General features: G+C 67.2%; 14 protein-coding genes. 9 read left to right on the top strand and 5 right to left on the bottom strand.

The window, feature by feature from the left end; translation table 11 throughout:
* Positions 1 to 22: 22 nt before the first annotated feature.
* The 4 genes from H4P35_RS13740 to H4P35_RS13755 are packed head-to-tail and all read left to right on the top strand — an operon-like array spanning position 23 to position 4,286.
* Entirely contained in the window at positions 23 to 1,231 is a 1,209-nt protein-coding gene (locus H4P35_RS13740; protein WP_226845893.1) for an aminotransferase class I/II-fold pyridoxal phosphate-dependent enzyme, read from the top strand.
* Positions 1,232 to 1,234: 3 nt separating this feature from the next.
* On the top strand, positions 1,235 to 2,425 hold the full coding sequence (locus tag H4P35_RS13745) for an amino acid ABC transporter permease (RefSeq protein WP_180098719.1): 1,191 nt from the start codon (positions 1,235 to 1,237) through the stop codon (positions 2,423 to 2,425).
* A 1-nt stretch (position 2,426) separates the two neighbouring features.
* Positions 2,427 to 3,527, top strand: a complete 1,101-nt coding sequence (locus H4P35_RS13750; RefSeq protein ID WP_056318045.1) for an amino acid ABC transporter permease — start codon at positions 2,427 to 2,429, stop codon at positions 3,525 to 3,527.
* A gap of 18 nt (positions 3,528 to 3,545) precedes the next feature.
* Complete coding sequence (locus H4P35_RS13755; protein ID WP_056318048.1) at positions 3,546 to 4,286, top strand: amino acid ABC transporter ATP-binding protein; 741 nt, start codon at positions 3,546 to 3,548, stop codon at positions 4,284 to 4,286.
* A gap of 78 nt (positions 4,287 to 4,364) precedes the next feature.
* Here the strand turns inward: H4P35_RS13755 and H4P35_RS13760 are convergent, their stop codons facing one another.
* The 4 genes from H4P35_RS13760 to H4P35_RS13775 all read right to left on the bottom strand — a co-directional run bounded on the left by H4P35_RS13760 (position 4,365) and on the right by H4P35_RS13775 (position 8,746).
* Entirely contained in the window at positions 4,365 to 5,453 is a 1,089-nt protein-coding gene (locus H4P35_RS13760; RefSeq protein ID WP_226845896.1) for a porin, read from the bottom strand.
* Positions 5,454 to 5,461: 8 nt separating this feature from the next.
* Complete coding sequence (locus tag H4P35_RS13765; RefSeq protein ID WP_226845898.1) at positions 5,462 to 6,625, bottom strand: DUF1624 domain-containing protein; 1,164 nt, start codon at positions 6,623 to 6,625, stop codon at positions 5,462 to 5,464.
* A gap of 143 nt (positions 6,626 to 6,768) precedes the next feature.
* A complete protein-coding gene (locus tag H4P35_RS13770) occupies positions 6,769 to 8,070 on the bottom strand; it encodes a HAMP domain-containing sensor histidine kinase (protein ID WP_226845900.1) in 1,302 nt (433 codons plus the stop codon).
* Positions 8,063 to 8,746 (bottom strand): response regulator transcription factor, encoded by a 684-nt coding sequence (locus H4P35_RS13775; protein ID WP_142055145.1) that lies wholly within the window; start codon positions 8,744 to 8,746, stop codon positions 8,063 to 8,065. Before H4P35_RS13775 ends, H4P35_RS13770 begins: the two co-directional genes overlap by 8 nt.
* Before the next feature lie 209 nt (positions 8,747 to 8,955).
* Between H4P35_RS13775 and H4P35_RS13780 the strand changes: the two genes are divergently transcribed.
* Genes H4P35_RS13780 through H4P35_RS13800 form a run of 5 tightly spaced genes read left to right on the top strand, consistent with a single transcriptional unit; the run spans position 8,956 to position 13,436 of the window.
* The gene (locus H4P35_RS13780; protein ID WP_226845902.1) at positions 8,956 to 10,083 is read left to right on the top strand and encodes an ABC transporter substrate-binding protein; all 1,128 of its coding nucleotides are present in this window, start codon (positions 8,956 to 8,958) and stop codon (positions 10,081 to 10,083) included.
* Positions 10,084 to 10,089: 6 nt separating this feature from the next.
* Entirely contained in the window at positions 10,090 to 11,172 is a 1,083-nt protein-coding gene (locus H4P35_RS13785) for an iron ABC transporter permease (RefSeq protein ID WP_226845904.1), read from the top strand.
* Between the two features lie 30 nt (positions 11,173 to 11,202).
* A complete protein-coding gene (azu, locus tag H4P35_RS13790) occupies positions 11,203 to 11,658 on the top strand; it encodes an azurin (RefSeq protein ID WP_226845906.1) in 456 nt (151 codons plus the stop codon).
* Positions 11,659 to 11,660: 2 nt separating this feature from the next.
* A complete protein-coding gene (locus tag H4P35_RS13795; protein WP_226845908.1) occupies positions 11,661 to 12,443 on the top strand; it encodes an ABC transporter ATP-binding protein in 783 nt (260 codons plus the stop codon).
* Between the two features lie 60 nt (positions 12,444 to 12,503).
* Entirely contained in the window at positions 12,504 to 13,436 is a 933-nt protein-coding gene (locus H4P35_RS13800) for a hypothetical protein (protein ID WP_226845910.1), read from the top strand.
* 16 nt (positions 13,437 to 13,452) lie between these two features.
* Here the strand turns inward: H4P35_RS13800 and ilvA are convergent, their stop codons facing one another.
* Positions 13,453 to 15,024: a threonine ammonia-lyase, biosynthetic gene (gene ilvA / locus H4P35_RS13805; protein ID WP_226845912.1), complete on the bottom strand. Its 1,572-nt coding sequence runs from the start codon at positions 15,022 to 15,024 to the stop codon at positions 13,453 to 13,455.
* Between the last annotated feature and the right edge of the window lie 180 nt (positions 15,025 to 15,204).

Below are 15,204 nucleotides of genomic sequence, written 5' to 3' on the forward strand. Positions count from 1 at the left end.
TCACTCTTTACACAGCATCACCATGAACAGCATCGTCAACGCCCGACTCAAACAGATCAAACCCTCGCCCAGCATGGCCGCCAAGATCGTCGTGGACGAACTCCGCCGCCAGGGCCGCGAGATCGCCGACTTCACGCTGGGCGAGCCCGACATGCCCACGCCCGCGCATATTGCGCGCGCCGGCCAGGAAGCCATCGCGGGCGGAGACATCCGCTACACCAGCCCGAACGGCACCATGGGCCTGCGCACCGCCATCGCCAACAGCCTCGAACAGACCCTGGGCGTGCGCTACGGCATGGACCAGATCACCGTGGGCGCGGGCGCCAAGCAGATCATCGCGGCTGCGCTGACGGCCAGCCTGGAACCGGGCGACGAAGTCATCGTCTGCGCGCCGTATTGGGTGTCCTACCCCGACATGGTGTTGCTGGGCGAAGGCAAGCCGGTCGTGGTGACCGGCCCCGAATCGCAAGGCTTCAAGCTGGACGCGGCCACGCTGGAAGCGGCCATCACGCCGCGCACGCGCTGGCTGATCCTGAATTCGCCCAGCAACCCCAGCGGCGCCGTCTACAGCGCGGACGAACTGCGCGCGCTGACCGACGTGCTGGTGCGCCATCCCCAAGTGTGGATCCTGAGCGACGAGATCTACGCGCCCTTCACCTACAGCGGCCAGGCGCACGCTTCGCCCGTGCAGGTCGAACCGCAACTCATCGGCCGCACGCTCATCGTGAACGGCATGTCCAAGTCCTACGCCATGACCGGCTGGCGCGTCGGCTACGGCGCCGGCCCGGCCGAGCTGATCAAGGCCATGAGCACCGTCATGTCGCAAAGCACGTCGTGCCCCAGCGCGATTTCGCAGGCGGCCGCGCAGGCAGCCCTGGAAGGCGACCAGTCCAGCGTCACGGAAATGGTCGAGATCTTCAAGAAGCGCCGGGATCTCATCGTGAGCCGGCTGAATGCCATCCCCGGCATCTCGTGCGCCATGCCGGACGGCGCGTTCTACGTGTACGCCAACGTGCAGGGCCTGATCGGCCGTCAAGGCCCCGATGGCGAACTGAAGACCGACCTGGACGTCAGCCTGTTCTTCCTGCGCGAGGCCGGCGTGGCCGTGATCGACGGCGGTTCGTATGGGCTGTCGCCGTACGTGCGCTTCTCGTTCGCGACCTCCACCGAGGTCATCGAACAGGGCATGGACCGCCTGGGCGCTGCCGTCGGCGCGTTGATGGCGGGCTGAGCCGTGGCGCAGCATAATGCTCAACGCCCGGCGCCACGGCCGCCGCGCCGGGTTTCGTGGAATGACCCGGCCACCCGCGCGGTGGTCTACCAGGCGCTGGCCCTTGCGCTGGTCGGGGCCGCCGTCTGGTTCCTGGTGCACAACACGCTGCACAATCTGTCGCTGCGCAACATCGCGACGGGTTTCGGCTTCCTGAACCGCGAGGCCGGTTTTGCCATCGGCGAAACCGTCATCGCCTATTCGCCCGCCGATACCTATGGACGCGCCATCTTCGCCGGCATCCTGAACACGCTGCGCGTGGGGCTGCTGGCGCTGGTGGCCGCGACCATCCTGGGCGTGTTCATCGGCATCGGACGCCTGTCCAAGAACTGGCTGGTCAACAAGATCACCTCGGTCTACGTCGAGGTGATGCGCAACGTGCCGCTCTTGCTGCAGCTCTTCTTCTGGTATGCGCTCATCACCGAGAACATGCCCGGGCCGCGCCAGGCGCACAACCCGCTGCCGGGCGTCTTCATCTCCAACCGCGGCCTGAAGGTGCCGGGGCTGGAAGGCGCGTCGCTGGACTGGGTGCTGGGCGGACTGGCGCTGGCCATCGTGGCAATCATCGCCGTGAGCCACTGGGCCACGAAGCGCCAGGAAGCGACGGGGCAGCCTTTCCGGCTGGGCCGCGTGGCCATCGGTCTCTTGATCGGGTTTCCCGTCATCGGGTGGCTGGCCAGCGGCGCATCGCTGACGCTGGACATGCCGGCGCTCAAGGGCTTCAACTTTGTCGGCGGCCTGACGCTGACGCCCGAGTTCGTCGCCCTCTTCCTGGGCCTGACCGTCTATACGTCCGCCTTCATCGCCGAAGTCGTGCGTTCCGGCATCCAGGCCGTCAACAACGGCCAGTGGGAAGCCGCCGGATCGTTGGGCCTGCCGCGCCGGCTGGTGCTGCGCCTGGTGATCCTGCCGCAGGCGCTGCGCGTCATCATCCCCCCGATGACGAGCCAGTACCTGAACCTGTTGAAGAACAGTTCGCTGGCAGTGGCGATCGGCTATCCGGACATCGTGTCTGTCGTGAACACCACGCTGAACCAGACCGGTCAGGCCATCGAAGGCATCCTCATCATCATGGCCGCCTACCTCACGGTCAGCCTGTCGATCTCGATATTCATGAATTGGTACAACAAGCGCATCGCGCTGGTGGAGCGTTGAGATGAGCAGCACTACGCAAACCCTGGGCGCCGACCTCGCCCCGCCCGGCGCGCAAAGCGGCGCCTGGGCCTGGATGCGGTCGCGCCTGTTCTCCTCGCCGCTCAACATCCTGATCACCGTGCTGCTGGCATGGTGCCTCTTGATGGCGCTGCCGGCGCTGGTGGAATGGGCCTTCATCAAGGCCAGCTTTGACGCCACCAATGCGCAGGAATGCCGCGCGGCCGGCGGCGCGTGCTGGGCGTTCATCATCGAAAAGCACCGGCTCATCCTGTTCGGCACCTATCCATTCGACGAGCAATGGCGTCCGCTGATCGCCACCGGCATCCTGATCGCGGTGATCGTGGCAAGCGGCATGCGCCGTTTCTGGAACGGCAAGCTGGCGCTCATCTGGACGCTGGGCCTGGCGGCGGTGGCCGTGCTGATGTGGGGTGGCGTGTTTGGCCTGACCTACGTCGAAAACGCCCGCTGGGGCGGCCTGCCGCTGACCCTGATCCTGGCCACCTTCGGCATCGCCTTCGCGTTTCCGGTCGGCGTGCTGCTGGCGTTGGGCCGCCGGTCCAAGATGCCGGCGATCAAGGCGCTGTGCGTCGTGTACATCGAGCTGATCCGCGGCGTGCCGCTCATCAGCCTGTTGTTCATGTCGTCGGTCATGCTGCCGCTTTTTCTGCCGGAAGGCTTCACCATCGACAAGCTTTTGCGCGCACAGATCGCGATCATCATGTTCGCCGCGGCCTACATCGCGGAAACGGTGCGCGGCGGCCTGCAGGCCATTCCGAAGGGCCAGTACGAAGGCGCGGATTCGCTGGGCCTGAACTACTGGCAGCAGATGCGCAAGATCATCCTGCCGCAGGCGCTCAAGATCGTGATCCCGCCGCTGGTGGGCATCTTCATCAGCCTGTTCAAGGACACGTCGCTGGTCGTCATCATTGGCATTTTCGACCTGACGCTGGCGGCCAAGGCGGCCCTGTCCGACGCGGCATGGCGAGGTTTCGGGGTGGAGGCCTATCTCTTCATCTCGCTCATCTACTTCGTCTTCTGCTATTCCATGTCCAAATACAGCCGCGCGCTCGAGCAGCGCCTGGCCACCGGGCACGCCCGGTAAACCCGAAGGAGAACAGGCATGTCCGATGCCATCATTCGTCTGCAGGACGTGAACAAGTGGTACGGCCAGTTCCACGTGCTGCGCAACATCAACCTGAACGTCGCCCAGGGCGAGCGCATCGTGGTGTGCGGCCCGTCGGGCTCGGGCAAGTCCACGATGATCCGCTGCATCAACCGGCTGGAAGAGCACCAGAAGGGCCAGATCATCGTCGACGGCACCGAGCTGACCAGCGATCTGAAGCACATCGAGACCATCCGCCGCGAGGTCGGCATGGTGTTCCAGCACTTCAACCTGTTCCCGCACCTGACCGTGCTGGAAAACCTGACGCTGGGGCCCATGTGGGTGCTCAAGCAGTCGCGCGCCCAGGCCGAGGCCACCGCCATGAAGTATCTGGAGCGCGTGCGCATCCCGGATCAGGCCGCCAAGTTCCCCGGGCAGCTCTCGGGCGGCCAGCAGCAGCGCGTGGCGATCGCGCGCTCGCTATGCATGAACCCGAAGGTCATGCTGTTTGACGAGCCCACGTCGGCGCTGGACCCGGAAATGGTCAAGGAAGTGCTGGACGTGATGGTGACGCTGGCGCAGGAGAGCGGCATGACGATGATCTGCGTGACGCACGAGATGGGCTTTGCGCGCAAGGTTGCCAACCGCGTCATCTTCATGGACCGCGGCGAGATCATCGAAGAGAACAACCCCGACGACTTCTTCGATCATCCGCAGAGCGAGCGGACCAAGCTGTTCCTGAGTCAGATCCTGCACTGAGGCGACGGATAGTCGCTCCGTCAGATCCTCAAGCCGCCTTCATCAGGCGGCTTTTTCGTGGACGTGCGCCGGGCGCGATCAGAAGCGGTGGCGCATGCCCACCGCGTACTGGGACTGATGCCAGGACGGATCGTCCCAGGCGCCGCGCATGTAGCCGTAGATGGCGTACATGTTGGTGCGCTTGGACAGGTCGTAGACGTAGCCCGTCGAATAGATCTGCTGGGTATGCGTGGCGCCATCGCGCTCGAGCGCCCCGCCGCCCGGCAGGCTGCCCTGCCAGGACGCCATCACGGTGCTCGCGCCATTGCGCCAGGCAGCGCTCGCCATCACGCCGTGCACCGTGCTGCCCGGGAAGTACACCCGCTGACCGGGTGACTGTACCGCCGGGATGGTTGAGCCGTTGCGCATCACCGACCAGCCGGCATAAAGCGTGAACGCATCCACCGTGGCGCGGCCGGCCAGCGTGTAGGCGTAGGGCCGGCGGTCGGCCCCTGCCCGGGTCATGGCGGCCGATTGCGCCGTGCCGTCCGCCCAGCTTGCGCCTTCGTAGGTGGCGGCGATCGAATAGCCCGGCTGCTCGAACACCACGGCGGCGCTGTATAGCTTGTTGGTGGACGCGGTCTGGAACCCGCCCCCGCCGTCGTAGTCCAGGCTGGCATCGACGCCCGCGCGCAGCCCGCCGACAGAGGGGCTCCAGTAGGCCACCATGTTGTCTGCGCGATTGGCGTTGTACGGCAGCAGCGCGGTCTGCGCGCCGGTGATCAGGTAGGACGCTAGGAACGCATCGTAGTCGGCCAGCGTGGCTGACGACACCGACGTCTGCCGGCCAAGCCGAAGATCGCCAAAACCGCCCGACACGCCCATCCACGCCGCACGTCCGAACAGACGCCTGCCCTGCGCCGAGTTGCCGTTGTTGGCAAGAAAGCCGCTTTCAAGCTGGAAGTTGGCCCGCAGGCCATTGCCCAGGTCTTCGCTGCCGCGCAGGCCCCAGCGCGACCCGGACTGCACGCCGGACTGCATGTTGATGGCCGTGCCGCGCTCCTGCGTGGAAAAGCCCGCGATGCTCAGATCCACGACGCCATACAGCGTCACGGCGTTCTGCTGGGCGTGCGCAGCCCACGGCGCCATCAGTGCCGCGATGCCCGCGGCCCACTTGCGTACCGCCATCGCCGGCCTCACAGGTACTTGAGCCAGGCGATATCGCGGCGCGCCGCCTTCAAGCGTCCGAACCAGCGGACGGGCCAGAACAGCGCCACCGCCAGCAGGATCGAGATCAGCCACACCGCGCCCATGCCGTCCACACCGAAATACTTGCCCTGGTTCAGGCCCCAGATGGCTTCACCGCCCAGATACAGCGCTTTCAGGACATACAGGTGCAGCAGATAGAAAAACATGGGCGCGGCGCCAAAGACGCACAGCGCGCGGACCCACGCCGCCGACTGCGCGCGCTCGATCAGCGCCAGCAGGCACAGTCCCAGCCCCAGCGTCAGCAGCAGGAACATCAGCGACGGCGGGTACTTGGTGATGTTCAGAAAGCTCATGGCCGTATGCAATGCGTCGTCATGCACCGACCATTTCTGCGATTGCCCATACCCGTTAATCGCCCGCAGCACCACGAAACCCGCCACAGCCACCAGCCCCGCCGCCCACAAACGGCGCTGACGCACGGCCGCATCGGCGCCCGGCTGGAACCACGGGCCGGCGGCATAGCCCAGCGCAATCACGCCGATCCAGGGCAGCAATGGGTACGAGGTGCGCAGGCGCAGCGTGTCGCCAACCTCGATCCAGCCGCGGTCATGCAGCACCGCCCACGGCACGTGCAGGGCGTGACCTGCCGCGAAGTGAACGGCATCAAGCGCGTTATGGCCGGCAACCAGCGCCACGCCGGTCAACACCAGCGCCCAGCGCGGCAGCCACAGCAAGGCCGCCAGCGACAGCATGGACAGGCCGATCACCCAGATCACCTGCAGGTACACAACGGAGGGCGGAAACTGAAAGGTCCACGCGAAGTTCACGACGATGACTTCGAGCGCAATGAGAAACGCGCCCCGCTTGGCCAGAAACGCCGCGGTGGCGCTTCGGTTGCCGGCCTTGGCCCCATACAGCCAGGCCGAAAGGCCCGTCAGGAAGACGAACACCGGCGCACACAGATGCGCCAGCAGCCGCGAGAAGAACAGGTCCGGCGGCGTGGCCGATACATCCATCGGGTCGCCGACCTGGTGGTGCAGGAAGAACGTCTCGCGCACGTGGTCGAGCAGCATGATGACGATGACCAGGCCGCGTAGCGCGTCGATGGAGCGCAGCCGGGCGGCCGCGGGTTGGGAAATGAAAGAAGTCATGGGGAATGCGGAACGCGCGGCGACGCGCGCCGGTCGAAAAAAGCGAGAATAGTAATGTAATAACATTACTATTCCAAGACATTTTGTCCCTGTTTGGCGCGCTGGCGTGTTGCCCGCCCCCTCGCGCGGGCGGGTGCCGCCGTTTACCCAGCCGGGGTGGGTGCGGGTCCTGCCAGGTCCACGCGGAACTGGCTCCCCTGCCCGGGCCGCGAATGCAGCGACACGCGCCAGCCCTGGTGCTCGCAGATGCGTTGGACGAGCGACAACCCCAGCCCCAGGTTGCCATCGTCAGGCTGTCCGCCGCGCACGAATGGCTGGAAGAGCGACGCCTGCCGTTCCACGGGAATCCCCGGCCCGTCGTCCTTGACTTGCACGAAATCAGGCCCCGCCGTGATGGCGACGCGTGCCTGCGGCCCGGCATATTGCAGCGAATTGCGGATCAGATTGGACAGCACGGCGCGCAAGAGCGGCGCCGGAAACAGCAAGGCGGGCTCGTCGCCGCCGGCGGTTTCCAGCGTCAACTGCATGCCACGCCGCTGCGCCACGGGCGACCAGGCTGCCAACTGGCCGCGCGCTGTGTCCGCGGCGCTCTCGCGCGGAAAAAGGCCGGCAGCATCGGCCCCGCGCGCCAGCATCAGATACGTGTCCAGCCGTTCACCCATGTCGGCCGCGGCCGCTTCGATGCGCGCCAGCCGCGCCCGGCCCGCCGCGTCCAGACCATGTTCTTCGCGCAGCAGCTCGCACGAACTGGAAATCACCATCAGCGGCGTGCGCAACTCATGCCCCACATCGGCGGTAAAGAGCTGCTCGCGCCGCAGCGCCTGCTCAAGCTGGTTGTAGGTCGAGTCGAACGCGGCCGCGAGCTGGCCGATCTCGTCCGGCGGATAGTCTTCGGCCAGCCGGGTCTGCGGCGGCTGCGCGCCGCGTGTGTTGACCTGCGCGGCCAGCCGCGCAAGCGGGCGCAGCAGGCGGCGGGTGGCCACGATGCCCAGCACGAACGCCAGCGCCAGACTGGCCGCCAGCCCAGTCACCGCGGTCAGGTGCGAGGCCGACTGGTTCTGCTCGTACTCGGTGTAGTCGCGCAGCAGCACGTAGCGCTGTCCGTCCAGGTCGTCGACCATCACGTGCCACACGCGGCCATTGCGCTCGATCTTGTGAAAGCCCGGCGCCAGCGGACGCAGCCAGTCGGGAAACGCCGCACCGCCTGGATCGCCATAAAAGAACCGGTTCGGCCGGCCCGGGTCGATGCCGGCCAGGAAATCGCCCCGCACGCGCTCCACCGCCATGCCCATGTCGATGCGTTGCAGGTGGGCCTCCAGCTTGCCCACGCTCCAGACCGACAGCCAGGTCAACAGTCCCGCCACCAGCAGCGCCAGCGCAAGGTAAGTCAGCACGAGGTGGCGGGCCAGCCCGCGCCGCACCGGGCGTGCGCCGCGGCTAGCCATCGCTGGGGGGCCGCAACTGGTAGCCGATGCCATGCACGGTGTGCAGCAGCGGCGTGTCGTAGGGCTTGTCGACCACGTGGCGGATCTGGTGGATGTGGGTGCGCAGGCTGTCGCTGTCGGGCGGGGAGTCGCGCCACAGCGCCTCTTCGAGCCGGGTACGGTGGACCACCGCCGGACTGGCGCGCATCAGCAAGGTCAGCAATTGCAGCGGCGATGGCGGCAGGCGCAGCGCCTGACCCGCGCGCGCCAGCGCCAGGGTGCCGGTATCCAGCGTCAGGTCGCCCACGCGCAGGACTCGGGACGCGCCCGCCCCGCTGGCGCGATGCAGCAACGCCTTGACCCGCGCCGCCAGTTCCGCCAGCGCGAATGGCTTGACCAGGTAATCGTCGGCGCCCGCGTCGAATCCCGTCAGGCGGTTGTCCAGCGTATCGCGGGCGGTGACCATGATGACGGGCGTGTTGCACGCCGCCTCGGTGCGCAACCGGCGGCAAAGCGCGTAACCGTCCAGCCGCGGCAGCATCAGGTCCAGCACGATCAGGTCGAATTCGCCGGTGGCCGCCATCGCATAGCCGCGCTGGCCGTCCTCGGCGCAATCCACGATGTAGCCGCGGCGCGTCAGGTGATGGGTGATGTTGGCAAGGATGTCGGGGTCGTCTTCGATGACGAGAACGCGCATGACGGGACCGCTTGGAGAATAACAATCAATCTCACATTGTAGAGGCCGAGGCGTGGGATGCCGGGTGTCGGATGCCCGGTGTGCAGCGCCTGCACCACAGGCTGGGCGCGTCTTAACGAATTCTTGAGACAGGTTGTCGGACACTGCCCGGCGATAAGAATGGTTCGCGTTACCCGCAACGCGCGGCCAACGCCCCAGAAGGATTCGCCATGCGCCCGATTGCCCTCTTCCGTGCGGCCGTGACCGCCGCCGCCCTGTTATGCGCCCTGCCCGCCTCCCATGCACGCGAGGTCACCGACCTGGCCGGCCGCGTCGTGACGGTGCCCGACCACCCGCGGCGCATTCTGCTGGGTGAAGGCCGCTTTGTCTTCGCGATGGCGCTGCTGGACCGGCACGATCCCGTCGCCCGCGTGGTCGGCTGGCAAGGCGAGCTCAAGCAGCAGGATCCCTATTCCTGGAACCAGCTCGTCAAGCGCTTCCCGCAAGCGGCCCAGGTTCCCTTGATCGGCAAGACGTCGGAAGCCAGCGTCAGCCCGGAAAAAATCGTTTCGCTGCGGCCCGACGTGGCGATCTTCAGCGTCAGCGGTCACGGTCCGGGCCGCAACAATCCCATGATTCCCGCGTTGGAGGAAGCCGGCATTCCGATCGTTTTCATCGATTTCCGCCAGCACCCGGTACGCAACACGGTGCCCAGCCTGCGCATCCTGGGCCAAGCCCTCGACCGGCAAGTGCAGGCCGAGGCCTACATTGCGTTCTACGAGGAGCGCCTGGCCCGCGTGCGCAAGGTGGTGGATGCGGTGCCGCAGGCGCAGCGGCCGCGCGTCTTCGTGGAAATGCTGGCGGGCGTGTGGCCCGCGTGCTGCCACACCACCGGCAACGGCAGCGTTGGCGACCTGCTGGAAGCAGCCGGCGGCGTCAATGTGGCCGCGCCCGTGCTGCCCGGCGCCATCGGCGACGTCAGTCTGGAATTCGTCATCGACGCCAAGCCCGACGTCTACATCGCCACGGGCAGCCGGTCGGAGCCGGGCCGGCCAGGCCTCTTGGCCGGGCCCGGCGCTGATCCCACGGTCTCTGTCGGCAGCCTGTCCACGCTGCTGGCCCGCGACGGCATCCGCGACCTGGATGCTGTCACGCAACATCGCGCCTTCGGCATCTGGCACGCCTTTTACAACTCGCCCTACAACATCGCCGCCATCGAGGCGATGGCCAAGTGGCTCTACCCCGAGCGCGCGGCGGCGCTGGATCCGCAAGGCACGCTGGACGCGCTGTATAGCCAGTTCCTGGACCTGGACAGCACGGGTGCCTTCTGGACGACCCCTGCCCCGCCTGCGAAGTAGAGCGCCATGACCGATATCGTCACCGCGACGCCGCTACGCGCGGCGTCGGTCGCCGGCGACCCCATCGCCACGTACCGGCGTGCGGTGCGCAAGCGCCTCTTGTTGACCGCCGCGCTGGTGATGGCCATCGTGGCCAGCCTGCTGGCCGACATCGCGAGCGGGCCGGCATCGCTGTCCCTGCCCGAGCTGCTGCGCACGCTGCTGCACCCCGACGTGTCGGACACCGGCACGCGCGTCATCGTCTGGCAGTTCCGGTTGCCCTATGCGCTGATGGCGGTGCTGGTCGGCGTCGCGCTGGGCCTGGGCGGCGCCGAGATGCAGACCATGCTGGACAATCCGCTCGCCAGTCCCTACACCCTGGGCGTCTCGGCCGCTGCAGCGTTCGGCGCGTCGCTCGCCATCACGCTGGACTGGCATCTGCCGGCGCTGCCGGCCGGCATGACCGTGTCCGTGTCGGCGTTCGCCTGCACGCTGCTGTCGGTGCTTGTGCTGGAGCGCGTGGCGCGCTGGCGTGGCGGGTCCACGCTGGGCGTGGTGCTCTTTGGCATCGCGCTGGTGTACTCGTTTCAGGCGCTGGTGATGCTGCTGCAGTTCGTCGCCAGCGAAGAGGCCTTGCAAGGCATCGTGTTCTGGACCATGGGCAGCCTTGCGCGCGCCAACTGGACAACGGTCGGCGTCATGGCGGCGGCCCTGTCGCTCGCCATCCCGTTTTCGATGCGCGACGCCTGGAAGCTCACCGCGGTGCGGCTGGGCGAGGAGCGCGCGGCCAGCTTCGGCATCGACGTCAAGCGCCTGCGCCTGGTCAGCCTGCTGCGCGTCAGCGCGCTGGCGGCGCTGGCCGTGTCGTTCGTGGGCACGATCGGCTTCGTCGGCCTGGTTGCGCCGCACATCGCGCGGCTGCTGCTGGGCGAAGACCATCGCTATTACCTGCCGGGCAGCGCCCTGGCCGGCGCGCTGATCCTGTCGCTTGCGTCCGTCGCCTCCAAGACCGTGCTGCCCGGCGCGCTCATTCCGGTGGGCATCGTCACGTCGCTGGTCGGCATTCCCTTCTTTCTCACCATCGTCGTGCGCGCGCTCAAGCGCGCCTGACGGCATCCCATCCCACAAGGAGACACCCCGATGAAATTCCGCCTGACGCTGACCCTCGCGGCCCTGATGATCGCCGGCACGGCCCATGCCGCGCCCGCCGAGTGCAGCATCGACGTCGAAGGCCGGCCCGGCAAGCAGTTCGGCCCTGACCACATCGTCGTGCCGGCAAGCTGCCAGGAATTTACCGTGCGGCTCATTCACACGGGCAAGAACAGCAAGGAAAAGGCCGGCCACAACTGGGTGCTGACCAAGACCGGGGACATCGACGCCGTGATGACGGACGGCATCCAGGCGGGCGCGAACAACGACTTCCTGAAGCCGGGAGACGGCCGCATCCTGGCCAAGACGCCGATGCTGGGCGGCGGGGAGACGGCCACCATCACGTTCCCCGTCAGCCGCCTGCGCGCCGGCCAGTCGTACACCTACTACTGCTCGTTCCCGGCGCACGCGCAGCACATGCGCGGCACGCTGGTGCTGCAACCCTGACGATGGCGCAGCTACGCATCCAGGCGCTGTCCGCGGGCTACGGCGGACGGCCGGTGCTGCGCCACGCTAGCGCCGGCCCCATGACCGAAGGCGCCGTCACCGCGCTGCTGGGCCCCAACGGCAGCGGCAAGTCCACGCTGCTCAAGACGCTGGCGGGCCTGCATCCGGTGATGGACGGCGCCCTCTGGCTGGACGGCGAAGACCTGGCGCAGGCCAGCGCCGCCCGCCGCGCCGAATGCGCGATGTACATGCCGCAGGCCCTGCCCAAGGGGGTGCACATGACCGTCTTCGAATCGGTGCTGGTGGCGGCGCGTTCCGGAAGGCACGGGCAACCCGGGCACGCGCTGATGGAGGACGCCATGGCGGTCATCAACGAGCTGGGCATTGCGCCCCTGGCCAGCCGCCATCTGGACGAACTGTCAGGCGGACAGAAGCAGCTTGCCTCGCTGGCCCAGGCGCTGGTGCGGCGCCCGCGCCTCTTGCTGCTCGACGAACCGCTGTCCGCGCTGGATCTGAATTATCAGTTCCACGTGATGGACGTGCTGCGCCGCCAGACGCGCCAGCACCGTCTCATCACGTTGGTGGTGCTGCACGACCTGAACATCGCGCTGCGCCACGCGGACCATGCGTTGCTGCTGCACGCGGGCGAGATCGAAGCCGAAGGGCTGCCAGGCGATGTCGTGACGCCCGACACGCTGCGCCGCGTATACCGGGTGCGGGCACGCGTGGAGCATTGTCCGCAGGGACAGGCGCAGATCCACGTCGACGGGCTGGCCGAACGCTGAACTAGACCGGCGCGGCTTCAGCGGTATAGTCACCCCTCCCGCCATCCCCTGAGTCCGCCCATGACGAGCCGCCGCGCCCTCGTGTTTCTGCTCAGCCTGCTGGCCGCGCCCTCGGGCGCCGCGGTGGTCTATGACGATCACGGCCTTGTCGTCGACGTGGCAGCCGGCAGCCGCAGCGACTGGAATACCGGTCAGCGCCAGACGACGCACGCCACCATCATCACGTTCCAGGGCAAAAGCCTGTGCGGCGCGGACGTCGGCGCCCTGCTCTTTCCCGGCGGCAAGGCGCCGCAAGCCCGCGCGTTCTTCTGCCCGGGCCCCGTCGCCGTCCTGGAAACCGATGCGGTGCTGGCCTTCTTCACAAGCTCCAGCGCCAGCACCGTGCTCGCGCATCTGCAAGTGGTCAACGGCGCGCTGCACGTGCAGCGCCTGGCCATCTCCGACAAGCCAGACCGCGACCGGATCCACGGCACGCGGTTCGAGGACGCCCGCCTGCCCGGATGGACGCGCGTGAATTCCGCCTGGAACGAAACCGTGATGATCCGGCACGCGCCGCTCAAGGCGCTGAACCTTGGTCCAGGCAAGCTGCTGGATGTGGCCGGCGATGTGGCCTACCTGGCTGTCCCTCCAGGCCGCGACGTCGTCGTGCTGCAGCCGGCCACGCACGTCAAGGACGCCCACGGTTACCTGCAATACGTGCCGGAAGTCAGCAAGTTCGTGGATACGCCCCTGGCGTTTCGCGCGGTGCGCCTGAGCGACGGGCGTGAACTGGCCCGCCTGGATTTCAAGGACACGTGCGTGGGCCTGCCTGCGCTGCAATTCGAACGGCCCGGCGCGAAGGCCGCCGCCGGCTCGTCGCCGCTCATCGCATTCGACGACGTGCCCGCGTGGCGCGCAAACGCGCTGGAACTGACCCAGGCGCAGGGCCGCGCGACGCTGCGTTTGAAGCCGGGCGTGGCATTGCCGCGCAAGGCCAGTTGCCACGCTAGCTAAACGCCCGGCCGCTCACTCAGATCAGGAACTGGCGGTAGGCCTCGTTCCCCGTTTCCTCGGCGTGCGCATAACCCAGTTGCCGCAGGAACGCATCGAGCGCCGCATCGTCGGCCACCGGCGCCTGGATGCCCACCAGCGCCGAGCTGAAGTCCGTGCCCTGGTTGCGGTAATGGAACAGGCTGATGTTCCAGTTGGGCGCCATCGCCGACAGGAACTTCATCAGCGCGCCCGGGCGCTCGGGAAATTCAAAGCGGAACAGCCGTTCGCCGCCTGCCAGCGGCGAGCGTCCGCCGACCATGTAGCGGATGTGCTGCTTGGAGACTTCGTTGTTCGTCAGGTCGGTGGCCGAGAAGCCCTCGGCCTGCAACGCCGCCAGAATGTCGGCCGATTCACCGCGGCGCGCGATCTGCACGCTGACGAAGATATGCGCGGTGCGCGCGTCGGCGATGCGGTAGTTGAATTCCGTCACGCTACGTTGCCCGATCACCTTGCAAAAGCGCCGGAAGCTGCCGCGTTCCTCGGGGATGGTCACCGCGAACACCGCCTCGCGCGCCTCGCCCACCTCGGCGCGGTCCGCCACGAACCGCATGCGGTCAAAGTTCATGTTGGCGCCCGAAGTAATCGCCACCAGCGATTGCCCGCGTGCGCCTTCGCGCTCGACGTACTTCTTCAGCCCTGCCACCGCCAGCGCGCCCGCTGGCTCCAGCACGCTGCGCGTGTCCAGGAACACGTCCTTGATGGCCGCGCATACCGAATCGGTGTCGACCAGAATCACTTCGTCCAGATGCTCGCGGCACAGACGAAATGTCTCTTCGCCCACCAGCTTGACGGCCGTGCCATCCGAAAACAGGCCCACGTCGGCCAGGATGACGCGTTCGCCGACCCGCAACGACTGCGCCATCGCGCACGAATCCTCGGTCTGAACGCCGATCACCTTCACGCCGGGATGCACCGCCTTCACGTAGGTCGATACGCCCGCCGCCAGGCTGCCGCCGCCGATCGGCACGAAGATGGCGTGCAGCGGTTCGGGGTGCTGGCGCAGGATCTCCATGCCCACCGTGCCCTGGCCGGCGATCACATACGGATCGTCGAACGCGGGGACGAACGTCAGCCCCTGTTCCTGCGCCAGCATCTGCGCATGGGCATAGGCGTCGCTATACGAATCGCCGGCCTGCACCACGGTGACGGTTGGACCGCCGTGGGCGCGCACGGCGTCCACCTTCACTTGCGGTGCGGTCTGTGGCACCACGATGATGGCCCGCACGCCCAGCTTGGCCGCCGAAATGGCGACGCCCTGCGCATGGTTGCCGGCCGACGCGGTGATCACGCCGCGCTCCAGCGCCGCCCGCGGCGTGTTGCGCATCTTGTTATAGGCGCCGCGCACCTTGAACGAGAACACCGGCTGGTTGTCTTCGCGCTTGTAGTGGACACTGTTGCCGAGCCGGGCGGACAGGCCGCGCGCCAGGTCCAGTTCGGTTTCCCGGGCAATGTCATAGACCCGGGCGGTCAGGATCTGCCGCAGGTACTCCATGGGCGTGGCAGCGCCAGCCTGGAATTCCGAGGGTGCGTTGGGGGGGGTAGCGGACATGGTTTCTCTGCTTGGGTAGGCTTGCCCGGCAGAGGCGGCCACAAAAAACCCGCCTCGTGGGGCGGGTGGCTGTGACTGTTGCGGTCGCGCGCTAACCCACCATTCCAGGAATGATGGTAATAATCAGCGAAATGCGGACGGCGCGGAAATTCATGGGCGCTACTTTCCTCTCATCGCGCC

The sequence above is a fragment of the Achromobacter sp. 77 genome, assembly GCF_020541125.1.
Taxonomy (GTDB): domain Bacteria; phylum Pseudomonadota; class Gammaproteobacteria; order Burkholderiales; family Burkholderiaceae_B; genus Achromobacter; species Achromobacter mucicolens.